Origin of the sequence: Streptomyces violaceus (genome assembly GCF_036014075.1) — a bacterium.
Taxonomy (GTDB): Bacteria; Actinomycetota; Actinomycetes; order Streptomycetales; family Streptomycetaceae; genus Streptomyces; species Streptomyces violaceus.
In genome coordinates, this window is the sequence record NZ_CP107911.1 from 1,710,983 (window position 1) to 1,733,138 (window position 22,156).

At 71.5% G+C, this 22,156-nt stretch carries 19 protein-coding genes and 1 pseudogene; 11 read left to right on the forward strand and 9 right to left on the reverse strand.

The window, feature by feature from the left end; genetic code table 11:
• Nucleotide 1: 1 nt before the first annotated feature.
• The 3 genes from uraD to OG542_RS07715 all read right to left on the reverse strand — a co-directional run bounded on the left by uraD (nucleotide 2) and on the right by OG542_RS07715 (nucleotide 1,256).
• Complete coding sequence (gene uraD / locus OG542_RS07705) at nucleotides 2-511, reverse strand: 2-oxo-4-hydroxy-4-carboxy-5-ureidoimidazoline decarboxylase (protein WP_311128487.1); 510 nt, start codon at nucleotides 509-511, stop codon at nucleotides 2-4.
• 131 nt (nucleotides 512-642) lie between these two features.
• Nucleotides 643-1,008 (reverse strand): helix-turn-helix domain-containing protein, encoded by a 366-nt coding sequence (locus OG542_RS07710; protein WP_193476813.1) that lies wholly within the window; start codon nucleotides 1,006-1,008, stop codon nucleotides 643-645.
• Nucleotides 1,005-1,256 (reverse strand): hypothetical protein, encoded by a 252-nt coding sequence (locus OG542_RS07715; protein ID WP_184588829.1) that lies wholly within the window; start codon nucleotides 1,254-1,256, stop codon nucleotides 1,005-1,007. Before OG542_RS07715 ends, OG542_RS07710 begins: the two co-directional genes overlap by 4 nt.
• Before the next feature lie 144 nt (nucleotides 1,257-1,400).
• Here OG542_RS07715 and OG542_RS07720 point away from each other — a divergent pair, with 144 nt between their 5' ends.
• The 5 genes from OG542_RS07720 to OG542_RS07740 all read left to right on the forward strand — a co-directional run bounded on the left by OG542_RS07720 (nucleotide 1,401) and on the right by OG542_RS07740 (nucleotide 6,147).
• Nucleotides 1,401-2,222, forward strand: a complete 822-nt coding sequence (locus tag OG542_RS07720; protein WP_328409340.1) for a TIM barrel protein — start codon at nucleotides 1,401-1,403, stop codon at nucleotides 2,220-2,222.
• A gap of 25 nt (nucleotides 2,223-2,247) precedes the next feature.
• Nucleotides 2,248-3,165 (forward strand): 2-hydroxy-3-oxopropionate reductase, encoded by a 918-nt coding sequence (locus OG542_RS07725; protein ID WP_328409342.1) that lies wholly within the window; start codon nucleotides 2,248-2,250, stop codon nucleotides 3,163-3,165.
• A 207-nt stretch (nucleotides 3,166-3,372) separates the two neighbouring features.
• The gene (locus tag OG542_RS07730; protein ID WP_328409344.1) at nucleotides 3,373-4,830 is read left to right on the forward strand and encodes a catalase; all 1,458 of its coding nucleotides are present in this window, start codon (nucleotides 3,373-3,375) and stop codon (nucleotides 4,828-4,830) included.
• A gap of 307 nt (nucleotides 4,831-5,137) precedes the next feature.
• Nucleotides 5,138-5,374 (forward strand): hypothetical protein, encoded by a 237-nt coding sequence (locus OG542_RS07735; RefSeq protein ID WP_193476809.1) that lies wholly within the window; start codon nucleotides 5,138-5,140, stop codon nucleotides 5,372-5,374.
• Nucleotides 5,375-5,532: 158 nt separating this feature from the next.
• On the forward strand, nucleotides 5,533-6,147 hold the full coding sequence (locus OG542_RS07740; RefSeq protein ID WP_328409346.1) for a DUF2207 domain-containing protein: 615 nt from the start codon (nucleotides 5,533-5,535) through the stop codon (nucleotides 6,145-6,147).
• A 109-nt stretch (nucleotides 6,148-6,256) separates the two neighbouring features.
• Here the strand turns inward: OG542_RS07740 and gcl are convergent, their stop codons facing one another.
• A complete protein-coding gene (gcl, locus tag OG542_RS07745; RefSeq protein ID WP_328409348.1) occupies nucleotides 6,257-8,041 on the reverse strand; it encodes a glyoxylate carboligase in 1,785 nt (594 codons plus the stop codon).
• Nucleotides 8,042-8,250: 209 nt separating this feature from the next.
• On the opposite strand from gcl, the gene OG542_RS07750 reads away from it, so the two are divergent.
• Both OG542_RS07750 and OG542_RS07755 read left to right on the forward strand, forming a co-directional pair.
• Nucleotides 8,251-9,057 carry a hypothetical protein gene (locus tag OG542_RS07750; RefSeq protein WP_328409350.1) on the forward strand — a complete coding sequence of 269 codons (807 nt, stop codon included), beginning with the start codon at nucleotides 8,251-8,253 and terminating at the stop codon, nucleotides 9,055-9,057.
• Between the two features lie 28 nt (nucleotides 9,058-9,085).
• Nucleotides 9,086-9,598: a GNAT family N-acetyltransferase gene (locus OG542_RS07755; RefSeq protein ID WP_328409352.1), complete on the forward strand. Its 513-nt coding sequence runs from the start codon at nucleotides 9,086-9,088 to the stop codon at nucleotides 9,596-9,598.
• Nucleotides 9,599-9,613: 15 nt separating this feature from the next.
• On the opposite strand, the gene OG542_RS07760 is transcribed toward OG542_RS07755, so the two are convergent.
• Both OG542_RS07760 and OG542_RS07765 read right to left on the reverse strand, forming a co-directional pair.
• The gene (locus OG542_RS07760; RefSeq protein ID WP_328409354.1) at nucleotides 9,614-11,206 is read right to left on the reverse strand and encodes an AMP-binding protein; all 1,593 of its coding nucleotides are present in this window, start codon (nucleotides 11,204-11,206) and stop codon (nucleotides 9,614-9,616) included.
• The gene (locus OG542_RS07765) at nucleotides 11,203-12,873 is read right to left on the reverse strand and encodes an AMP-binding protein (RefSeq protein ID WP_328409356.1); all 1,671 of its coding nucleotides are present in this window, start codon (nucleotides 12,871-12,873) and stop codon (nucleotides 11,203-11,205) included. Before OG542_RS07765 ends, OG542_RS07760 begins: the two co-directional genes overlap by 4 nt.
• Before the next feature lie 125 nt (nucleotides 12,874-12,998).
• Here OG542_RS07765 and OG542_RS07770 point away from each other — a divergent pair, with 125 nt between their 5' ends.
• From OG542_RS07770 to OG542_RS07780, 3 genes are all read left to right on the forward strand, one after another.
• A complete protein-coding gene (locus tag OG542_RS07770; RefSeq protein ID WP_328409358.1) occupies nucleotides 12,999-13,826 on the forward strand; it encodes a helix-turn-helix transcriptional regulator in 828 nt (275 codons plus the stop codon).
• A 208-nt stretch (nucleotides 13,827-14,034) separates the two neighbouring features.
• Nucleotides 14,035-16,887, forward strand: coding sequence for an AAA family ATPase (locus OG542_RS07775; RefSeq protein WP_328409360.1), 2,853 nt, complete (start codon nucleotides 14,035-14,037; stop codon nucleotides 16,885-16,887).
• A 207-nt stretch (nucleotides 16,888-17,094) separates the two neighbouring features.
• The gene (locus OG542_RS07780; RefSeq protein ID WP_328409363.1) at nucleotides 17,095-17,889 is read left to right on the forward strand and encodes a S1 family peptidase; all 795 of its coding nucleotides are present in this window, start codon (nucleotides 17,095-17,097) and stop codon (nucleotides 17,887-17,889) included.
• Nucleotides 17,890-17,984: 95 nt separating this feature from the next.
• Here the strand turns inward: OG542_RS07780 and OG542_RS07785 are convergent, their stop codons facing one another.
• Together OG542_RS07785 and OG542_RS07790 are read right to left on the reverse strand one after the other, a co-directional pair.
• A complete protein-coding gene (locus OG542_RS07785; protein ID WP_328409365.1) occupies nucleotides 17,985-19,088 on the reverse strand; it encodes a winged helix DNA-binding domain-containing protein in 1,104 nt (367 codons plus the stop codon).
• A gap of 73 nt (nucleotides 19,089-19,161) precedes the next feature.
• Nucleotides 19,162-20,382, reverse strand: a pseudogene (locus tag OG542_RS07790) (RNA-guided endonuclease InsQ/TnpB family protein); the annotation flags it as partial.
• A gap of 315 nt (nucleotides 20,383-20,697) precedes the next feature.
• On the opposite strand from OG542_RS07790, the gene OG542_RS07795 reads away from it, so the two are divergent.
• Complete coding sequence (locus OG542_RS07795; RefSeq protein ID WP_311128470.1) at nucleotides 20,698-21,123, forward strand: DUF6003 family protein; 426 nt, start codon at nucleotides 20,698-20,700, stop codon at nucleotides 21,121-21,123.
• Nucleotides 21,124-21,173: 50 nt separating this feature from the next.
• On the opposite strand, the gene OG542_RS07800 is transcribed toward OG542_RS07795, so the two are convergent.
• Nucleotides 21,174-22,139, reverse strand: a complete 966-nt coding sequence (locus tag OG542_RS07800; RefSeq protein WP_311128469.1) for a YihY/virulence factor BrkB family protein — start codon at nucleotides 22,137-22,139, stop codon at nucleotides 21,174-21,176.
• Between the last annotated feature and the right edge of the window lie 17 nt (nucleotides 22,140-22,156).

The following is a 22,156-nucleotide window of genomic DNA, read 5'->3' on the forward strand; positions in this document are numbered from 1 at the left end:
GTCAGTCCTCTTCGACGAGTCGGGCCAGACGGATGCGGTTGATCTTCCCCAGTTCGGTGCGGACGATCTCCCGCTCCCGCTCCGGCGGGTTGCCGATCCGTTCCCTGACCGCGTCGCGCATCTGCTCGCCGGTGCGGCCGGTGGCGCAGATCAGGAAGACATGGCCGAACCTCTCCTGGTAGGCGAGGTTCAGTTCGAGCATCTCCGTCTTGAGTTCCTCGGAGGCGCCGGACATGCCGCGCTGTTCCCGGGCCGACGTGGGGTCGCCGGCCTTGGGACGGCCGATGGGCGGGTGGCCGGCCATCGCCTCTTCGAGATCCGTGACCGTCAGTTCCGCCATGGCGGCGTCGCTCGCGGCGTACAGGTCCTCCGGGGTGGCGTAGGGGCGGGCGGCGAGCAGTCGCTTCGCCCACGCCGTGGAGGCACACGCCTCGTGGAGTGCGGTGAAGGCCGCATGCTCCTCGACGGCGTTGAACCGGGCCAGGCCCGGCGGCGTGGAAGTGGAAGTCACGGGAGCCTCCGTGGCCGGATACGGCCTTCGTGCTGAACGGGCGTGCCGATAGCTAACGCCCTCCCGCGACGACACGTCAACAGTTTGTTGAAAATTCGCGACGAGGACACGGAGGCGGATACGGAGGCCGGTCAGGCCCCCTTCTCGCGGTTGAGGTAGTTGTAGACGGTGAAGCGGCTGACACCCAGGGCGCTCGCCACCGTCTCCACCCCGTGCCGTACGGAGAAGGCGCCGCGCGCCTCGAGTATCCGCACGACCTCCTGCTTCGCCTTGCGGTCCAGGTCGGCCAGCGGGCCCTTGCGGCGCTCCATCGCGGCGAGGATGTGATCGAGGGAGTCGGCGAGCTGCGGCAGCCGCACGGCGACGGCGTCGCCGCCCTCCCAGGAGAGGACGACGTCGTCGGGGCCGGCCTCGTCGGGCGGGATCATCTCGCCGCCCATGGCGTCGACCAGGGGCTTCACGGCCGCGATGAACGGCTCGTCTCCCGCGCCGCTCACGCCTCACCCTCCTCGGCCACGTTGACCTGGAGCGAGATCCGGGTGGCGCCGGCCTCCAGGGCCTTGCGGAGCAGGGCGTCCACGGCGGTGAGCACCGCGTCGGCACCACCCTCCGCGGTGTTGCCGAACGGGCCGACGTCCACGGCGTCCAGCTCGGCGGCCTCCACGACCTCGCGGGCCACCAGCGCGTGCGCGGGCGCCTCGTCCAGGTCGAAGGGCTCGGTCGTGAACTCCACTCTCAGTCGCACGCGCTCAACCTAACGCGCGGGACGGACTTTCCGGCAGCCCCTCTTGACAGCCCTCGCACACCAGGGGCAATCTTCCGTTAAGCAGAAATGAGATTCCACAATGTGGAAAGTCTAACGGAAGATAAGGAAGGGAGCGCCGCCCCGATGGGATTCGCAGACCAGCGCTTCAACGTCAACCTGTCGATCCTCTTCACGGAGCTCCCCCTCCTGGAGCGCCCCGCGGCCGCCGCCGCGGCCGGCTTCACCGCGGTCGAGCTGTGGTGGCCCTGGGTCGACTCGCCCGTCCCCGAGCGGTCCGAGCTCGCCGCCCTGAAGCGGGCGATCGGGGAGGCGGGCGTCCGTCTCACCGGCCTGAACTTCTACGCCGGGCAGCTCCCGGGCCCGGACCGCGGCGCCCTGTCGCTCCCCGGCGAGGAGTCGGAGCGGTTCCGCGCCAACATCGACGTGGCCGCCGACTTCGCCGCCTCCCTGGGCTGCACGGCCCTCAACGCCTTGTACGGCAACCGTGTCGAGGGCGTGGACCCGGCCGAGCAGGACGCGCTCGCGCTGGAGAACCTGACGCTGGCGGCCCGGGCCGCGGACCGGATCGGCGCGGTGCTGCTGATCGAGGCACTGAACCAGCCCGAGTCACCGCTGTACCCACTGGTTTCCGCCCCTGCGGCCGTGGACGTCGTCGACAAGGTCAACGAGGCGACCGGACTGGACAACGCGCGGTTCCTGATGGACCTCTACCACCTGTCCATGAACGGCGAGGACCTCCCGTCGGTGATCGAGCGGTACGCCGCGAAGACCGGTCACGTCCAGATCGCCGACAACCCCGGCCGTGGCGCCCCCGGGACGGGCTCACTGCCCCTCGAAGACCTCCTCGACCAGCTGCGGAAGGCGGGCTACGACGGCTGGACCGGCCTCGAGTACAAGCCGGGCGACCGCCCGAGCGTCGAGGCCTTCGACTGGCTGTCCCGCTGACCCCCGCACCGAAAGGCACCCCATCATGAGCACCACACTCACAGCTTCCTCCCACCCGACCCGCCCAGCGATCGCCTGGATAGGACTCGGCATCATGGGCTCCCCCATGTCCGAGAACCTGATCAAGGCGGGTTACCAGGTCACCGGCTTCACCCTGGAGCGGGACAAGCTGGACCGTCTCGCGGCGGCGGGCGGTACCGCCGCCTCCTCCATCGCCGAGGCCGTGCGGGACGCCGACGTCGTCATCACGATGGTTCCGGCTTCTCCCCAGGTCGAGGCCATCTCCTACGGCGCCGACGGCATCCTGGAGAACGCCAGGCCGGGCACCCTGCTGATCGACATGTCCTCGATCACGCCGCAGACCTCGGTCGACCTGGCGAAGGCCGCGAAGGACAAGGGCATCCGTGTCCTGGACGCCCCGGTGTCCGGCGGTGAGGCCGGTGCGATCGAGGCCGTGCTGTCCATCATGGTCGGCGGCGAGCAGGCCGACTTCGACGCCGCGAAGCCCATCCTCGAGGCACTCGGCAAGACCATCGTGCTGTGTGGCCCGCACGGCTCGGGCCAGACCGTGAAGGCCGCCAACCAGCTGATCGTCGCCGTGAACATCCAGGCGTGCGCCGAGGCCGTGGTCTTCCTGGAGAAGTCCGGCGTGGACCTGAAGGCGGCCCTGGACGTCCTGAACGGCGGGCTCGCCGGCTCGACCGTGCTGACCCGCAAGAAGGACAACTTCCTCGGCCGTGACTTCAAGCCGGGCTTCCGTATCGACCTGCACCACAAGGACATGGGCATCGTCACGGACGCCGCCCGCAACGTCGGCGCGGCCCTGCCCGTGGGCGCCGTGGTCGCCCAGCTCGTCGCGAGCCTGCGTGCGCAGGGCGACGGCGGCCTGGACCACTCGGCGTTGCTGCGGGCGGTGGAGCGGCTGTCCGGCGCGCAGATCTGACCCCTTCCGGACCTCGTAGCCCCGGGAGTCCCCAGACCCCGGGCGGCGCCGCCGCTGACACCTGTCCTGTCGCGCCCAAAGGGGCGGCGCCGCCCGGCTCAGCCATACCCACCACTTCAACAAACTGTTGACGCTCGGTTCACCCCGACCCTAGGCTCCACGAAGCGGAAACATTTTTCCGCTGCCCTCTCGTATCGGAAGGTCACGATGTCGCAGCGCGTGCTCACCACCGAGTCCGGCGCCCCCGTCGCCGACAACCAGAACTCCGCCACCGCCGGCGCCGGCGGCCCGCTTCTGCTCCAGGACCAGCATCTGCTGGAGAAGCTGGCGCGCTTCAACCGCGAGCGCATCCCGGAGCGTGTGGTGCACGCCCGCGGCTCGGGCGCGTACGGCCACTTCGAAGTGACCGACGACGTCACGGAGTTCACGTACGCCGACTTCCTGAGCACCGTCGGCAGGCGCACCGAGGTGTTCGTGCGTTTCTCCACCGTGGCCGACTCGCTCGGCGGCGCGGACGCGGTGCGTGATCCACGCGGTTTCGCCGTCAAGTTCTATACGGAGGAAGGCAATTACGACCTCGTCGGGAACAACACCCCGGTGTTCTTCATCAAGGACCCGATCAAGTTCCCGGACTTCATTCACTCGCAGAAGCGCGACCCGTTCACGGGCCGTCAGGAGCCGGACAACGTTTGGGACTTCTGGGCGCACTCCCCCGAGGCGACGCACCAGGTGACCTGGCTGATGGGCGACCGCGGCATCCCGGCCTCGTACCGGCACATGAACGGCTACGGCTCGCACACCTACCAGTGGACGAACAGCGCGGGCGAGGCCTTCTTCGTCAAGTACCACTTCAAGACCAACCAGGGCATCCGCTGCCTCAGCGCCGAGCAGGCCGCGGAGACCGTCGGCAGGGACGCGAACTCCCACCAGACTGATCTGCTCCAGGCCATCGAGCGGGGCGTGCGCCCGTCCTGGACGCTCTACGTCCAGCTCATGCCGGCGGCCGAGGCGGACGGCTACCGCTTCAACCCGTTCGACCTGACCAAGGTCTGGCCGCACCAGGACTACCCGCTGCGGCGCGTGGGCCGGCTGGTGCTGGACCGCAACCCGGACAATGTCTTCGCCGAGGTCGAGCAGGCCGCGTTCTCCCCGAACAACTTCGTGCCGGGCATCGGTCCCTCCCCCGACAAGATGCTCCAGGGCCGCCTGTTCGCCTACGCGGACGCCCACCGCTACCGCCTGGGCGTCAACCACACGCAGCTGGCCGTCAACGCGCCCCGGGCCACGACCGCCCAGAACTACGGCCGGGACGGCTTGATGGCGTCCAACGCCCAGGGCCGCGCGGCGAAGAACTACGAGCCGAACTCCTACGACGGCCCGGCCGAGACCGGCCGCCCGCTGGCGGCCCCGCTGGCGGTCGCCGGACACACGGGCACCCACGCGGCGCCCCCGCACACCAAGGACGACGACTTCTTCCAGGCCGGCGAGCTGTACCGGCTGATGTCCGCCGAGGAGAAGTCACGGCTGATCGCGAACATCGCGGGCGGCCTCTCCCAGGTCTCCCGCGACGACGTGATCGACAAGAACCTCGCGCACTTCCACGCCGCCGACCCCGAGTACGGGCGGCGCGTGGAGGAGGCGGTCCGCGCTCTGCGCGAGGACTGAACTCCCTGACCGCGTCCGACCGCGCGGGGCGACCCGGATGAGGGGTGGTCGCCCCGGGCACGGACGCGGGCAGGGTGTGGACCGCGGCGGCGGCGAGCCAGTGCGGTGGTGAAGGACCGGGAGCGGCTTCTCGACCCGAGGGAAGACCGTTCCGGGCTCCGTCGCACCCGCCGCGGTCCCAGCACGTTCCTGTTTCCTCCCGCAGACCCGTCCGGCGGCGCGAATGTCCTGTCGCGCCCAGCCTCGCGCCGTCGGGCGGCCAGCCCCTCAGGGTGCGGAACAGATGCGTCCGCAGGAGCCTGAAGGCATGGCACAACCAACCGAGCATCCCCATGTCGTGGTCCACTCCCCCGCCCTGGACGGATCCCGCCGGGTCACCCTGGGTGAGGAGCCCCTGGGCGTCGCCACGCACGCCGACGACGTCGCCGAGATCTTGCGGCTGGCCGACCTGTACGTCACCGATGTCGCGGAGAGCGACCTCGTCGAGTGGCAGGGCGGCGGCCCGGACGACTGGCCGGGGCTGTCGGAGCACCACGAGGCGTGAACACGCCTACGCCACCGGTCGTAGACCCCGTACGAAACCCTCAAATGAACCTCTGAACCCGGCCCCGGGGGCTTCAACCGCCCCCGGGGCCGGGCACATTCTCGTCACACGGGGCCCGCCGGCACGGGGGCGGCGGACCCCGTCACGGGGGTGAGGCCATGAGCGACGGTACGGCGGTCCTGGAGCCGCACGAGATCGCACTGCTGGGGGACGGCCGGCGGGCCGCCGTCACCGTCGCCGTGGTGGACCTGTATCTGCGGGGCCTGGTGGAGGCCGACCGGCCGGGGACGATACGGAAGGACATCGCGGACGTCGTGTCCGCGGAGCGGCCGCCGTCTCCCTTGGCGCAGGCGGTGCACACGTCCCTGCGCGAGCCCGCCGGTCTCCGGACGCTGGTGAGGGACCCGGACATCCGGATCGCGGTGGCGCTGATGCGCATCCCCCTCGCGGAGGCGGGCCTGCTGCGCTACCCGCTGCTCGGCCCGACGCGCGCCGCCCGCCGCCAGGTGCGGGAGCTGCGGCAGAGCAACCCGCTGCCCGCGAGCCGGCGCGGCCTGAGCGACGACGAGAGGCTGCTGGCCGTCGCACTGCACGGCGAGCAGGCCCTGCACCTGCTGGTGCCGCGCTTCGCCCTGCGGGCGGGCCTGGTCCGCCGGGCTGAGGTGGGCGGCGAGAACCTCCTCAAGAACTCACCGCGCGGCAGGGGTGGCGGTGGCGGGGGTTACCACTACTGCGGTGGAGGCGGGGGCGGATGCGGAGGCGGCGGGAGCTGACCCCCTGCGGGAGGGGCCGGCCCTGCGCAGGGACGCGGCGCAGGCATGCGTGAGGGGCGGTCCGCCCCCACGGACGGACCGCCCCTCTCCTCGTACGTTCTCCTGGGCGTCAGACCTTCAGCGTCTTGATCGAGGTCGGCGCATGGCCGGGCTCCGTGGCGATCTCCTCGAACTCCACGACGTTGCCGATGTCGTTGGTCGTCGACATGGAGATGTTGGTGACCCGCTCCAGGATCGCCTCGACGACGACCGGGACCCGGTACTCCGCGGCGAGCTTCTTGGCCTGCTCGAGGGCGGCGCCCAGCTCGGCGGGGTCGGTGACGCGGATCGCCTTGCAGCCGAGGCCCTCGGCGACCTTGACGTGGTCGACGCCGTAGACGCCGAGCTCGGGCGCGTTGATGTTCTCGAACTCCAGGTTGACCTGGAAGTCGATGTCGAACGCCCGCTGCGCCTGGCGGATCAGGCCCAGGTAGGAGTTGTTGACGAGGACATGGACGTACGGGATCTTGTGCTGCGCGCCGACGGCCAGTTCCTCGAGCATGAACTGGAAGTCGTAGTCACCGGAGAGCGCCACGACGGACGCCTCCGGGTCGGCCTTGGCGACGCCGAGCGCGGCGGGGATGGTCCAGCCGAGCGGACCGGCCTGGCCGCAGTTGATCCAGTGGCGGGGCCGGTAGACATGGAGCATCTGGGCGCCGGCGATCTGCGAGAGGCCGATGGTGGAGACATAGCGGGTCTCCGGCCCGAAGGCCTTGTTCATCTCCTCGTAGACGCGCTGCGGCTTGATCGGGATGTCGTCGAAGTGCGTACGGCGCTGGAGCGTGGCCTTCCTCTCCTGCGCGGCGGCGGCCCACTCGGTGCGGTCGGGCAGCTTGCCCGCCGCCTTCAGCTCCCGTGCCACCTCGACGAACAGCTCAAGCGCGGCCTTGGCGTCGGAGGCGATGCCGTAGTCCGGGGCGAAGATCTTGCCGATCTGGGTGGGCTCGATGTCGACGTGGACGAACTTCCGCCCGGCCGTGTAGACGTCGAGTTTGCCGGTGTGGCGGTTGGCCCAGCGGTTGCCGATGCCGAGGACGAAGTCGGACTCCAGGAAGGTCGCGTTGCCGTAGCGGTGCGAGGTCTGGAGGCCGACCATGCCGGCGTTCAGCTCGTGATCGTCGGGGAGGACGCCCCAGCCCATGAGGGTGGGGACCACCGGAGTGCCGGTCAACTCGGCGAACTCGACGAGCAGTTCCGCGGCGTCGGCGTTGATGACACCGCCGCCGGCGACGATCAGCGGCCGCTCGGACTCATTGAGGAGCGTGATCGCCTTCTCGGTCTGGGCGCGGGTCGCGGCCGGCTTGTAGACCGGGAGCGGCTCGTACGTCTCCGGGTCGAACTCGATCTCCGTGAGCTGGACGTCGATCGGCAGGTCGATGAGGACCGGCCCCGGGCGGCTGGAGCGCATCAGATGGAAGGCCTGCTGGAAGACGCCGGGGACCTGTGCCGCCTCCAGGACGGTCACGGCCATCTTGGTGACCGGCTTGGCGATCGAGGCGATGTCGACGGCCTGGAAGTCCTCCTTGTGGATCACGGCGGTCGGGGCCTGGCCGGTGATGCACAGGATCGGGATGGAGTCGCCGGTCGCGGAGTACAGGCCCGTGATCATGTCGGTGCCGGCCGGGCCGGAGGTGCCGATGCAGACGCCGATGTTGCCCGGGTGGGTGCGGGTGTAGCCCTCGGCCATGTGCGAGGCGCCCTCGACGTGCCGGGCGAGGGTGTGGGCGATGCCGCCGGAGGCCTTGAGTGCCGCGTAGAAGGGATTGATCGCCGCGCCCGGGACACCGAACGCGTCGGTCACGCCCTCGCGCTTGAGGATCTCAACTGCCGCGCGGGCAGCGGTCATTCGAGCCATCGAGTACTCCTGCTTCGGCTGTGGGATTCGCACTCCGGTCGCGCCCCGCGGTGAGCTCTTCCGTATTGTGGAAATTGTTTTCTACTATCTGGAATGAATGTATGCGGGGTGGACGAAGGCCGTCAAGAGATGGCAAGGGGCGGACAGGCAGGGGCCCGAAGGAGCACGATGGAGCCGCTGTCCCCGACGCGACGCCGTTCTGGAGTGACATGGCCGAGACCGTCCCGGTGCGCTGCCCGGCCTGCCACCGCGAGCACCGTTACAGGGCTCCGGCGTACCCCTGCGTGTGCGGTGCGCCGGTCGCCCCGCCCCTGGACCGCCACTGTTCGGCGACGCCCGTCTCGCATCGCGTCTGGCAGGACGACTGGGTGACGGTGCGCTGCGCGTCCTGCGGCCGGAGCGGGGAGTGGCCGCGTCCGGAGCTGGGGTGCGCGTGCGGGACGGTGCTGCGGGTGCCGGTGGCGGAGGGGCCGGGGCCAGCCGGCCCCGATGACGGGACAGACCAGGGCCCCGGTGCCGCGCGGCGGCGATTCACGCAGGACGCACGCGACGCCACGGCCGCCACCGCCATCGCGGGCGCCACTGGAGCGACCGCTGCCGGTGCCGGTGCGGCTGCGGCCAGGCCGCCGTTCCGCTCCGTCACCATCCGTACCGCGCTCGACGCCGTCACGGCCACCGCCCTGTATCTGCGCTGGCTCGGCTACCGGGACGTACGCCGGGCGGACCAACGGCCGCCGTCGGGCATCGGCCTCGCCGCCCGGGGCGTCCTCGCGCAGGTCGACCCGGCCGTGCGCCCGGCGACGCTGCGGGACGTGGAGTGCCTGTGGCTGACGGCCATGACGGAGTCCGCCGACTGCCTCTACTTCTCCCTCGCCGGATACGCGACCGACGCCCGGGCCCGCGCGGACGCCCTCGGAATCCCCCTGTTCGTCCTCGACCTCACGGGCACACCGCGCCCGGTGAACGCCCCGGCCGACGCACTGGACACCTCCGGCACCAAGAAATCGGCACCCTGACCGCGCCACCGCGCTCCATACTCACGGGATGCGCACCCGCATCCGCACGGCGGCATCCGCCGAACTCCCCGCCCTCCAGGACATCGAGCGTGCCGCCGGCGCCCCCTTCCGCGACCTCGGCATGCCGGAGATCGCCGACGACGAGCCGCCGGGGCTCGACGTGCTGGAGCGGTACCGCCGGGCCGGCCGCTGCTGGGTCGCGGTGGACGAGCGGGACCACCCGGTCGCGTATCTCCTCGCCGAACCCGTGGACGGCGCGCTGCACATCGAGCAGGTCTCGGTCCACCCGAGCGCCGCGCGCCGAGGCGTGGGCCGGGACCTCCTGGCCTACGCCGCCGACCGCGCCCGCGAGGAGGGCCTGACCGCCCTGACGCTGACCACCTTCGCGGAGGTCCCGTGGAACGCCCTCTACTACGCCCGCCTCGGCTTCCACGCCCTGACCGAGCCGGACCTCACCCCCGGCCTGCGCGAGATCCGCGCGACGGAGGCCGACCACGGCCTGGACCGCTGGCCACGAGTGTGCATGCGCGCACCGCTGTGACCGGCCGGCCCGCAATCACCTCTGCCCTCCCGAGAAACTCTCCCGCAGCTCCACCTTGCGCACCTTCCCCGACACCGTCATCGGGAAGGAGTCGAGGATCTGAAGCCTGCTCGGGATCTTGTAGTGCGCCAACCGCCCCTCGCAGAAGGCCCGTAGATCCTCCAGGGTCGGCGGGGCGTCCGGATCGCGGGCGATGACGCAGGCCAGGACCTCCTCGCCGTAGTGGTCGTGCGGGATGCCCACGACCTGGACGTCCTGGATGCTGGGGTGGCCGTAGAGGAACTCCTCGATCTCGCGGGGGTAGATGTTCTCCCCGCCCCGGATGATCATGTCCTTGATGCGGCCGACGATCTCGACGTAGCCGTCCTCGCGCATCACGGCGAGGTCGCCGGTGTGCATCCAGCGGCCGGCGTCGATGGCCTCGGCGGTCTTCTCCGGCTCGTTCCAGTAGCCGAGCATCACGCTGTAGCCGCGGGTGCACAACTCGCCCGCGGTGCCGCGGGGTTGTGTCACGCCCGTCGCGGGATCGACGATCTTGACCTCGAGGTGCGGCAGGACCCGGCCCACGGTGCTGGTGCGGTGCTCCAGGTCGTCGTCCCTCCGGGTCTGGAGGGACACCGGGGAGGTCTCGGTCATGCCGTAGCAGATGGAGACCTCCGCCATGTGCATCTCGGCGACCACCCGCTTCATCACCTCGACCGGGCAGGGCGAGCCCGCCATGATGCCGGTGCGCAGGGAGGAGAGGTCGTACGCCGCGAAGCCTGGGAGGTTGAGCTCCGCGATGAACATGGTCGGGACGCCGTAGAGCGAGGTGCAGCGCTCCTGCTGGACCGCGTCCAGCGTGGCCTTCGGGTCGAAGGACGGGGCCGGGATGACGATGCAGGCGCCGTGCGAGGTGGCGGCGAGGTTGCCCATCACCATGCCGAAGCAGTGGTAGAAGGGGACGGGGACGCACACCCGGTCCTGCTCGCTGTAGGCGATCGACTCGCCCACGAAGTAACCGTTGTTGAGGATGTTGTGGTGCGAGAGGGTCGCGCCCTTGGGGAAGCCCGTCGTGCCCGACGTGTACTGGATGTTGATCGGGTCGTCGCAGGACAGCTCCGGGTACCGGACCTCGGAGCCGCCGCGTGCGAGCAGCGCCTCCCAGCTCGGGTCGCCGAAGTGGACGACCTCCCGCAGCTCGGAGCAACGGCCCCGCACCTGCTCGATCATCGCCCGGTAGTCGCTCGCCTTGTGGCTGAGGGAGGCGAACAGCAGGGACACACCCGCCTGGTTGAGGACGTACTCGACCTCGTGGGTGCGGTAGGCCGGGTTGATGTTGACCATGATCGCGCCGATGCGGGCGGTGGCGTACTGGACGAGCACCCACTCGGGGCAGTTGACCGCCCAGATGCCCACCCGGTCGCCCTTGGCGACACCGGACGCCATCAGGGCCGACGCCAGCTCGTCCACCGAGGCGCCGAACCGCGCGTACGTCCAGCGCCTCCCGGACGGGACGTCGACCAGCGCCTCGCGCTCCGGCCAGGTGGCCACCGCCCGGTCCAGGCCGGCCCCGATCGTGTCGCCGAGCAGAGCCGTCCCGCCGGTTCCATGGCTGTACGAATTCACCGGAAGTCCTCCTCGCGGTACTCGGCGTCCGATCCGGCCGCCGTGGCCTCGCGCAGCTCGATGCGGCGGATCTTGCCGGAGACGGTCTTGGGCAGGCCGCCGAACTCCAGGCGGCGGATGCGCTTGTAGGGGGCCAGTGCCTCCCGGGAGTGCTCGAACAGCGCCTTCGCGGTGTCGGGGCCGGGCTCCCAGCCGTCCGCGAGGACGACGTACGCCTTCGGCACGGCGAGGCGCACGTCGTCCGGGGCGGGGACGACCGCCGCCTCGGCCACCGCCTCGTGCTCCAGCAGCGCGCTCTCCAGCTCGAAGGGCGAGATCTTGTAGTCACTCGCCTTGAAGACGTCGTCCGCGCGGCCGACGTAGGTGATGTAGCCGTCTGCGTCGCGGGCGCCGATATCGCCGGTGCGGTAGTAGCCGCCGGCCATCGACTCCGCCGTCCGGTCCGCGTCGCCGTGGTAGCCGGTCATCAGGCCGACGGGGCGGCCCGACAGGTCGAGGGCGATCTCCCCCTCGCTGGCGCCCGGCGCGCCGGAGACGGGGTCCAGCAGTTCGACGCGGTAGCCGGGGCTCGGCCGGCCCATCGAGCCGGTCTTGAGGGGCTGGCCGGGGCTGTTGGCGACCTGTACGGCCGTCTCGGTCTGGCCGAAGCCGTCCCGGATGGTGACGCCCCAGGACCGGCGGACCTGCTCGATGACCTCCGGGTTGAGCGGCTCCCCGGCGGCGACGACCTCGCGCGGCCGGGTGCGCAGCTGGGTCAGGTCGGCCTGGATGAGCATGCGCCAGACCGTGGGCGGGGCGCAGAAGGTGGTGACGCCCGCCCGGTCCATCTCGGCCATGAGACGGGCCGCGTCGAAGCGCGTGTAGTTGTACAGGAAGACGGTCGCCTCGGCGTTCCAGGGGGCGAAGAGGTTGGACCAGGCGTGCTTGGCCCAGCCCGGGGAGGAGATGTTCAGATGCACGTCGCCGGGCTTGAGGCCGATCCAGTACATGGTCGACAGGTGCCCGATCGGGTACGACGTGTGGGTGTGCTCGACGAGTTTGGGCCGGGCGGTGGTGCCCGAGGTGAAGTAGAGCATCAGCGGGTCGTCGGACCGGGTCGGGGCATCGGGGGCGAAGTCGGCGGGGGCGCCGTAGGCGTCCTCCAGCGGCAGCCAGCCCTGAGGGGCCGTACCGGCCGCGATGCGCGTGTAGTCGCCGGGGACCTCGGCGAACTTGCCGGTGTCCTCGGAGCGCGCGATGACATGCCGGACCCGGCCGCGGTCGACGCGGTCGCGCAGGTCGGCCGGGCCGAGCAGCGGGGTGGCCGGGATGACCACGGCGCGCAGCTTCATCGCCGCGAGCGCGGTGATCCACAGTTCGGCCTGGTTGCCGAGCATGACGAGGATCCGGTCCTCGGCGCGCACGCCCCGGGCGCGCAGCCAGTTGGCGAACCGTGCCGAGCGCACGGACATCTCCCCGAAGGACAGCCGGGTCTCGCGGCCGTCCTCCTCGACGATGTGCAGGGCGGTGCGGGCGTTGCCGTCCGCGATCTCGTCGAACCAGTCGAGCGCCCAGTTGAAGTACTCGGGACGGGGCCAGCGGAAGCCGTCGTAGGCCGTGGCGTAGTCCTCGCGGTGTTCCAGCAGGAAGTCCCGCGCCCCGCGGAACATCTCCGTCACCGATGTCATTTGTCCTCCTGGGTGCCGGACCATTGCCGGGCGGCTCATAACCATCGTGTAATCCGTGATGCAGGACTCACTACCCCCGAACGGGGGGTGCGCCCGCACAGGAGCCGCAGTGAAGGGGCGAACAGGTGATGGCAGACGCGTCCGACGCGGTCGAGATACGGAACGCGCTGCTGCGTCTGCGGCGCGTCACCGGCCTCCCGGTCGCCTTCGGCGGCCTGATGGAGGCCGGGCGGCAGATGCGCATCAGCGAACTGAGCGGCACGGCGACGGACGCCCTGCGGTCGTTCGTGGTGACGTCGGGGAACGGGCTGGGCGGCAAGTCGGTGGTGCTCGCCCGGCCGTGCGTGGTGACGGACTACTCGGCCTCGCGGCAGATCAGTCACGAGTACGACGCCCAGGTGGCCGTGGAGGGGCTGCGCTCGGTGCTGGCCGTGCCGGTGGTCGTACGGCACGGGGTGCGCGGGGTGCTGTACGGGGCGCTGCGCACGGCCCTGCCCCTGGGCGGGCGCATGCTGGAAGCGGCGGTCGAGGCGGCGCGGGACGTGGAGCGGGCCCTGGTCGTGCGGGACGAGGCGCGGACGCTCGCCGCGGGGGGCGGGGCGGGCGCGGGGTGGGAGCAGGTGCGGGAGGCGCACACGGCGCTGCGGGCGCTGGCCCCGAAGATCGCGGACCCGGAGCTGCGGGACGAGCTGCTGGAGGCGTGTGCGCTGCTGACGGCCGGGTCCGCCTCGCCGGCCGGATCCTCCTCGCCGGCCGGGGTCCGGCCGGCGCCCCGCGAGGTGGACGTGCTGGCGTGTGTCGCCGCGGGGGCGACGAACGCGGTCGCCGCCGAGCGGCTGGGCGTGACGCCCGAGACGGTCAAGGGGTATCTGCGGTCGGCCATGCGGAAGCTGCGGGCCCGGACCCGGGGCGAGGCCGTGGTTGCCGCGCGCCGGGCGGGATGGTTGCCGTAGGTAGTTTTGTGATGTTTTCTGTAGTGCCGGTCCGTTCGATATGCCGAAGGGTTCCCGACCGGGCGCCTACGGCGTCCACCGCCACATTCGAGTGCCCAATGAATTCGCCCGTCGGCGTCGGTTGTTATTTCCCTCACCACGCCGTCCGTCCGAAATTCAAAGAGCTGTTGCCTAATATTGGCCAGGACACGACACAGGGAGGGGAGCGGTGACCGTGCGACGGGACTTCCAGGAGCCTCCCAGGAGCCGCCCCGACCTGGTCATCGGCCGGGAGGATCTGTTCACTTCGGCGCGTGAACAGCTGGGCCGAGGCGGAAGTGTGCTGCTCCACGGCCCTGCGGGAATAGGAAAGTCGACCGTCCTGCGGGCGCTGGCCGCGGATTACGGCGCCTCGGCCCGGACCGTGTTGCGCTGCTCGGCCACCGAGTCCGAATCCCACCTGCCCTTCCTGGCGCTGGCCGACCTGTTCGGCCTGGTCCTGGACGAGGTCTCGGGACAGCTGCCCGCGGCCCAGCGCACCGCCCTGGAGTCGGCGCTCACCGGCCGCGGCGAGTCCACCCTCCAGCGCGACGGGCTCGCGCTGCGCCTCGCCGTGCTGTCGGCGCTGCGCGCCCTTGCCGCCAAGGGCCCGGTGCTGGTCGTCGCGGACGACTTCCAGTGGCTGGATGCCGCCAGCGCCGAACTGCTCGGCTTCGCCGCCCGCCGGCTGGGCGACACGCCCGTGCAGATGCTGTGCGCGGTGCGGACCGAGGGCCAGGAGTACGACCGCCATCTACGCGCGTCCCCGCCCGACACGCTCGCCGTCCGGCTGGGCCCGCTGACCCGTACGCAGGTCTCGGCACTGCTGGACCACCGCGGCTACACCCCCTTGTCCCGCTCCACGATCCGCGACATCCACCGCACCAGCGGCGGCAACCCGCTCTTCGCGCTGGAACTGGGCCGCGCCCTGGCCGAGAGCCCCACCCGGCCCCGGCCCGGCGAGCCGCTGCCCGTGCCCACCTCGCTGCGGGCCCTGGTGCTGAGCCGGCTGGAGATGCTGTCGGACGAGGCGCGCCGCACCCTCCTGGTGGCCAGCGCCGGTGCCCGCCCCACGCTGGCCCTGCTGCACGCGGCCGGCCGGGAGCACGCCGAGGCCGAGACCGCCCAGGCGGCGGCGCTCGGGCTGCTGGCGACCGAGGCGGAGGGGCCCGCCGTACGGTTCGCGCATCCGCTGATCTCGGCCGCGCTGTACGCGGAGGCCCCGGCGCAGGAGCGGCGGGCCGTGCACGCCGCGCTGTCCACGGCGGCCTCCGACCCGATCGAGCGGGCCCGGCACCTGGCTCTGGCGACCACCGGCACCGACCCGGAGGTGGCGGCCCGGCTCGCCGAGGCCGCCGCGCTGGCCCGGGACCGCGGGGCACCCTCCGTGGCCGCCTCGCTCGGGCTGCTCGCCGCCCGGCACACCCCGGCGGACAGCACCCCGGGCCCGGACGAGCGGCGCCTGCAGGCCGCGGAGGACGCGATCACCGCCGGCGAGGCCGATCTCGCCCGGGACATCGCCCGCGACGTACTGACGCGTGCCACCGTGCCCGCCGAGCGGGTGCGGGCCTGGATGGTGGTCATCGAGGCCGCCGGACAGGCGCTCGGCGAGGTCGACGCCGTCTTCCCGCAGGTCCTGGCCGACGCGGGCGACGACCCGGGGCTGCTCGCCCTGGTCCACTACCAGCTGGCCTGGCGCGGCCTGGTCGTGGAGGGCGACTTCGCCGAGGCCCGCCAGGAGGCCGAGCACGCGGCGCGGCTGGCCGCCGAGGGCGAGGACCGGCGCACCGAGCTGATGGCACTGTCCTTCCAGGCCTCGACCGAGACCCTGATGGGCCATCCGGGCGCGCCCGCGACCGTCGAACGAGCGCTGCGGGAACCCCAGGACCCGTATGTGGCCTGCCACCACAACGGCGCCGGCTCGGCCCGGTTCCGCTGGCTGATCATGAGCGACCAGCTGCCCGAGGCGCGGGCGACGATCACCGCGCTGCTGCGCGAGGTGCGGCGGCGCGGCATGGTCGAGAGCGAGGTGCACTTCCTGCGTTTCCTCGCCGACACGGAGCTGCGCACCGGGCACTGCGGCCGGGCCCTGGACCTGGCCCGCGAGAGCCTGCGGCTGGCCCGGGACGCCGGGATCGGCGAGGGCGCCTCGGCGATGCTCGCCTCCCTCGCGGAGGCCTCGGCCGGGGACGTGGACCGGGCGCTGGCGCTCGCGCGTGAGGCTGCCGACCACGCCGAGGTCGACGGCGACCAGATGTACCTGTCCCGGGCTCTGGCGGCCCTGGGCTACGCCCAGTTGGTGGCCGGGGACCCGGCGGCCACGGTCCGTTCGCTGCGCCGGGTGCGGGAGCTGGAGCACGGCCTCGGCATCAACGACCCGGCGCGCGGCCGCTGGCACGGCGACCTCGCCGAGGCCCTGGTCCGCATCGGCGAGCCGGGCGAGGCCCAGAACGTCATCGACACGACCCGCGCGCACGCACTGCGGCTGGGCCGGGAGAGCGTGCTGGCCGTGCTCGACCGGGCCGAGGCGCTGGTACGGGCGGCACGGGGCGAACACGAGGGCGCCCTCGTCCGGTTGGCGTCCGTCCGGGACCGGCTCGGCAGGCTGGGCTACGGCCTGGAGGAGGCGCGGGCCGCCTTCGCGCTGGCCCGCCTGCGTGCCCAGGCCGCCGCCCTGCCCCGCACCGGCCACGCTCCCCTGCCGGGACCGGCGTCGTACGACGAGGCCGCCCGGTTGTTCCGGCGCTGCCGTGCGCTGCCCTGGCTGCGGCAGGTCGACGCGGCCGTCGCGGCCGGTTCCACGCCGGTGGAGCCTGCCTCCGTCGCGCCGCCCGTCGCGCTCGACGCGCTGGAGGGCCTCGCCTCGATGGAGCGTCAGGTCGCCTCGCTCGTGATGGAGGGCGCGACCAACCGGGAGATCGCGGCCCGGCTGTTCATCAGTGTCAAGACCGTCGAGGCGACTCTGACCCGGGTCTACCGGAAGTTGGGGATCCGTTCGCGGGTGGACATCGTCCGACTGGCCGCCGGCCGCCGCACGACCTGACCCTCATCTGGGTTTACGGGGCGCGACCGAGGGTTTTCCCTGCCCAACTCCCTTAGGGGCTTCCCTCATTGGGAGCCCCCGGTGCCGGGCTCTAGCTTGGGGGCGTGCCGCTCGCCGGGCACACGGAGATCCGAACAACGGCGTCAGGGTCCCCGTGCTTCACGACCACCCGCGCGACCCCCCACCGGCAACTCCCTGAGGAGACCCATGTTCGGGCTCGACCTTGCCGCCAAGAAGGCCGCCGCCGTCGCCGCGGCGACCGCTGCCGCCGCCACGACCGCGCTGCTCGCCGCCCCCACGGCCGTCGCCGCGCCCCAGCCGATCGTCGGCGGCAGCACGACCACGACGACCGCGTACCCGTTCGTCATGCAGATCACGGACGCCTCGCAGAACCAGTTCTGCGGCGGCACGCTGGTCTCGCCCACCAAGGTCGTCACCGCCGCGCACTGCATGGTCGGTGAGACCACCAGCGGCGTGCGGGTGGTCGGTGGCCGCACCTACCTCAACGGCACCAACGGCACGGTCGCCAAAGTCAGCAAGATCTGGATACACCCGAGCTACACCGACGCCACCAACGGCGACGACGTGGCCGTGCTGACGCTGTCGACGTCGATGCCGTACACCGCGGCGAAGTACGTCTCCTCCTCCCAGACCTCGGTGTACGCGGCCGGCACCACCGCCCGCATCCTCGGCTGGGGCACCACCTCCGCGGGCGGCAGCTCCTCCAACCAGCTGCGCACCGCGACCGTACCGACCGTGTCCGACTCGAGCTGCGCGAGTTCCTACGGCTCCGACTTCGTGCAGAGCGACATGGTGTGCGCCGGAAAGACCTCCGGCGGCGTGGACACCTGCCAGGGCGACAGCGGCGGCCCCCTGCTCATCGGGGGCGTCCTGGCAGGCATCACTTCCTGGGGCGAAGGCTGCGCCCAGGCCGGTTATCCGGGTGTCTACAGCCGGCTGACCACCTTCTCCAACCTGGTCACGACGCAGGTCAACTCGTAACCACAAATAGCTCCTGAGCACCCCTCAGGTGAAAGACCAGGGGGCGTTGCGGGCCTCCACGAGCGGCCCGCAACGCCCCCTCTCCATGTCCGGCCTCAGCCCCGTACGACGCCGAAGCGGATGTCGTGCGACGACTCCGGGTGCATCACGCGCAGCATCCGCTCGCCCTCGGCGGTGACCTCGTCCCGCTGGGCCCTGGTGAGCCGGTCGAAGGGCTCGATCACGAGGGCGTGGTCCTCCAGTCGCCACAGGCCCGCGAGGAAGCCGTCGACGAGGAGCGTGCGATAGGCGATGTTGCCCTGCCAGGAGCGGCCCCGGTGCTCCGGCGGGACGACGCGGGTGCGGTCGGCGTGGGAGAGAAGCAGGTTGTCGAACTCGGGCAGGAAACGCGGCGGGGCCGGGGTGTCCGGGTCGGGGCGGGAGGCGTCAGGGAGATCGAAGAGCTCGACGCCGTTGTCGTCCTGGAAGGTGACGAGTCGCGGGCGGAGCCGTTCGAAGGCGTCCCGCAGGCGGGTCAGTCCGGCCCAGGTCTGCATGTCCTTCACGGAGGCCGGGCCGAACGCGGCGAGGTAGCGCAGGACGACCGCGTCGGGGGTGGGGGCGGGTTCGGCCGGGCGGCCGAGCCAGTGCTCGGCGGTGGTGAGACTGACCTGCCCGCTGCGGCCCCACAGGCCGCGTGGCGTCACCTGCACGAGCGGCAGACGGCACCGGGCGGCGACCGCCAGGGCCTGCGGATCGGCGTCGGGCCACTCCTGGAGCAGGGCCTCGCGCAACTGTTTCATCGTGCGGGGCTCGGTCTCGACGAGGTCCCGGGCGAGACCCGCGAGCCGGTCCAGGTCGACACCGGCGAGGCCCTTGCGGAAGGTGACCAGCTCCCGGTCCCGGGCGGGCTGCACCAGCGGCCTCAGGGTGAGGCAGTCGTCCGCGGTGTGGGTGTGGATGGTGGAGCGCATCGTGACGATACGAACGACCTCGCGGCCGGCCATCGGCGTCGACAGCGCCTCGGGGTCGAAACCGTCGAGGCGGGCGGCGAGCGCGTAGTACGGAGGCTTGACGTTCTGCGCCTGAAGACCGACCAGATGCTCGACGGCCGCGACGGCGGACATCCGGGCGGGGCGCAGCAGCAGTTGCCGGTCGAGGGTGGCGCGGTTGAGGGCACGGGTCCCGAGGACGCTCCGCTGGGTGTTGTTGTTCGCCATGAGGGCACGTTGACATGCTCCTCGCCCTGAAGGGCGAGGATTCTGGCCTTCTCGACTTGTTGCGGTGCCGCTGGGCGGCACTGGGTTCGGTCGGGAATCCGTGGCTTCCTGTTTCTTCGCGCCGTGCCGGGACTGCTCCCGGTCTTACCGGCGCTCCGCAGGCCGATACCGCCAGTCCGGCGGCCGTCTTCACGTTGATCGCGGCATTGGCGTCCCGGTCGTGGACGGTGCCGCAGGCGGTACAGGTCCACTCCCTCACGTTAAGAGGTTTGGGCCCGTCCTTGACGCCGCAGGTGGAGCAGGTCTGAGAGGTCGGCTCGAACCGGCCGATCTTCACCAGGGTGCGGCCGTACCGGATCGCTTTGTACTCCAGCATGCTGAGGAACGAGGACCATCCGGCATCGTGCACGCTCTTGGCCAGGTTGGTGCGGGCCAGTCCCGCCACCGACAGGTCCTCCACGGCGATCCCTTGGCTCTCGCAGATCAGCTTGGTGGAGAGCTGGTGGTGGAACTCACGGCGCGCGTCGGTGACCTTGGCGTGGGCGCGGGCGACCTTCAGGCGGGCCTTCTCGCGGTTCTTCGAGCCTTTCTGTGTGCGGGACAGCTCCTGCTGGGCCTTCTTCAGCTTCTTCTCCGCCCGGCGCAGGAAGCGCGGAGAGTCGATCTTCGTGCCGTCGGAGAGGACGGCGAAGTGGGTCAGGCCGAGATCGATGCCGATCGTCTGGTCGGTGGCGGGCATCCGGGTCGCGTCTGCGGCGGGGTCGGTGTCGATGACGAAGGAGCCGAAGTACCGCCCGGCCGCATCCTTGATCACGGTGACCGAGGTGGGGATGGCCGGCAGGGTCCGGGACCACTTCACCCTCACCGCGCCGATCTTCGGCAGGCTCAGCCGGCCGCTGCTGGTGATGTTCCAGCGGGCGTTCGCGGTGAACCGGATCGACTGCCGCTTGTCCTTGCGGGACTTGAAGCGGGGCGGGCCGGTCCTGGGGCCCTTGCGGGTGCCCTTGAGGGAGGCGAAGAAGTTGCGGTACGCGCTCTCGGCGTCCCGCAGGGACTGCTGCAGCACCACCGCGGAAACCTCACCCAGCCAGGACCGCTCCACTGTCCGCTTGGCCTCGGTGATCAATCGCGTGGACAGCTCCCCGGCCGTAGGGAACGGCTGCCCGGCCTTGCGGGCGTCCTCCCGGGCGCGGACCGCGTCGTTGAACACGACCCGGGCGCACCCGAACGCCCTCGCCAACGCGGTCTGCTGGCCGGCGTCCGGGTACAACCTGAAGGCGTACCTGAGCTGCATGACGATCACATTAGGGACGTCGCACAGGTGTCACCAGAGAGAACATGTGGACGAATCATCACCCTGATTCCCTCACCTCGCCCCGCCACCGCAGCGTCCGGCTCCGCCGGAACGCTGCCGCGACGCCCCGCACCGCGACCACCAAATTCGCTTCCCCCCGGCCTGAAAGCCCGAGCATCGTGAATGAACCCCGGCAGCCGGGCTCGCGGACAGGTTCTGGCCGCGATGGCCACGACTCGGCACGGATGAGCCGGCAGTAATCCGGGCACGACGGGGTAATGGGACGTCTCAGCCCCCGCCGAGAAGGAGCCGAGGATGACCGACGACGCCTACCTGTTCCTGCTTGACGACCCGTCCGCGACGCTCGGCGTGGCCCCCGCCGCCGTCGGCGATCTCGCGTGCATGGAGACTCCCGCGGTGCGCGCGTGGCTGGACGCACAGGGAAGCACGCCGGTCTCCCCGCACTTGCGCCTGCTGCCGCCTGAGGAGACGGCGGCCATCCCCGAGGGAGCGGAACGGCTGCCCGTCCCGCTGGGCGACGAGGAACTGAGCCGGGTCCGCCATCTGAACGCACCGCAGTCGCTCGCCCGGGTCGAGGAGGAGCTGCTCGCCTTCCGCGACTACGCGGACGGCCGGGACGGCCTGATCGCACGCGCGCTGGCCGCCGGTGTGACACCGCACCGCATCGTCGAACTGACCGGGGTGGACCCTGCGACGGTGACCGCGGCGGCGAGCGGCTGACGGCACGGCGGCGGTTTCGGCTGCCGTACGGAATCAGCTGCCGGACGGCCTCACGCACCTGGTCCGGGGTCCGGCTGTACAGCCGATTCGATGCCGGCGCGGGCCGCTTCCAGCTGGGCGGCGAACGCGATGCCGAGGAAGAGCGCCACAGCGGTGAGGTTGGCCCACAGCAGCAGCGCGATGAAGGCGGTGAGAGGCCCGTACACGGCGCCGAAGGCACCGCTCTCCTCGACGTACAGCGCGAGCAGCCAGGTGGCCGACACCCACAGCAGGAGGTGCACGGCCGAGCCGAAGGCCAGCCAGGTGTAGCCGGGCTGGACGCGGCGGGGCGACCAGCGGAAGATCACGGCGGAGGCGACCCAGGCCAGCGCGAGCCCCACGGGGATGTCGAGCACCCCCCACCACTGCGGCCCGCTGCCCTCCCAGCCCGCGGACCTCGCCACCGCGTCGCCCACGGCCTCACCGGCGACGAGTGCGACGAACCCCAGCACCAGGGGCAGTCCGGCGGCGAGCGCGAGAACGATCCCCCGCGCGTACTTGCGCGGGAAGGGACGGTCGCGCTCGATGCCGTAGATACGGTTGGCGCCGCGCTCGATCTGGCCCATGGCCGAGGCGAGGTTCAACAGCGCGAATCCCAGGCCGAGCCACAGGGCGAGCGTGCTCCAGACGTCGCCGTGAGCGGTGCGCCGCGTCCCCTCGAAGGCGTCCTCGACGATCTCGGCGCTTGCACCCGGCACGATCCGGCCGAGCGTGAGTTCGATGATCCGGCCCACGCCCTCGGTGTGCACCGACGTGGCCAGCCCGACGAGCGCCACGGTGCACGGAACCAGTCCGAGCACCACCTGGAAGGCGAGGGCCCGCGCGTTGCTGAAGCCGTCCGCGTAGCGGAACCGCGCGAAGGAGTCGGTCAGCAGCCGCAGTCCCCCGTAGTGGCGCAGGGCGGTGAACGCCTCGTCTCCGGAGAGCTCGTCTCCGATCATGTCCCGGGTCTGCGGTACGTGGACGGCGGTACCCATGGCGTGGACGCTCCTTG

Bases quoted from the DNA above. Each gene is read 5' to 3' on its own strand.
- gcl (WP_328409348.1), bottom strand. From the start codon at position 8,041: ATGGCTCGAATGACCGCTGCCCGCGCGGCAGTTGAGATCCTCAAGCGC.
- OG542_RS07730 (WP_328409344.1), top strand. From the start codon at position 3,373: ATGTCGCAGCGCGTGCTCACCACCGAGTCCGGCGCCCCCGTCGCCGAC.
- OG542_RS07785 (WP_328409365.1), bottom strand. From the start codon at position 19,088: ATGGCGAACAACAACACCCAGCGGAGCGTCCTCGGGACCCGTGCCCTC.
- OG542_RS07720 (WP_328409340.1), top strand. From the start codon at position 1,401: ATGGGATTCGCAGACCAGCGCTTCAACGTCAACCTGTCGATCCTCTTC.
- OG542_RS07750 (WP_328409350.1), top strand. From the start codon at position 8,251: ATGGCCGAGACCGTCCCGGTGCGCTGCCCGGCCTGCCACCGCGAGCAC.
- OG542_RS07800 (WP_311128469.1), bottom strand. From the start codon at position 22,139: ATGGGTACCGCCGTCCACGTACCGCAGACCCGGGACATGATCGGAGAC.
- OG542_RS07735 (WP_193476809.1), top strand. From the start codon at position 5,138: ATGGCACAACCAACCGAGCATCCCCATGTCGTGGTCCACTCCCCCGCC.
- OG542_RS07755 (WP_328409352.1), top strand. From the start codon at position 9,086: ATGCGCACCCGCATCCGCACGGCGGCATCCGCCGAACTCCCCGCCCTC.
- OG542_RS07795 (WP_311128470.1), top strand. From the start codon at position 20,698: ATGACCGACGACGCCTACCTGTTCCTGCTTGACGACCCGTCCGCGACG.
- OG542_RS07765 (WP_328409356.1), bottom strand. From the start codon at position 12,873: ATGACATCGGTGACGGAGATGTTCCGCGGGGCGCGGGACTTCCTGCTG.
- OG542_RS07780 (WP_328409363.1), top strand. From the start codon at position 17,095: ATGTTCGGGCTCGACCTTGCCGCCAAGAAGGCCGCCGCCGTCGCCGCG.
- OG542_RS07725 (WP_328409342.1), top strand. From the start codon at position 2,248: ATGAGCACCACACTCACAGCTTCCTCCCACCCGACCCGCCCAGCGATC.
- OG542_RS07740 (WP_328409346.1), top strand. From the start codon at position 5,533: ATGAGCGACGGTACGGCGGTCCTGGAGCCGCACGAGATCGCACTGCTG.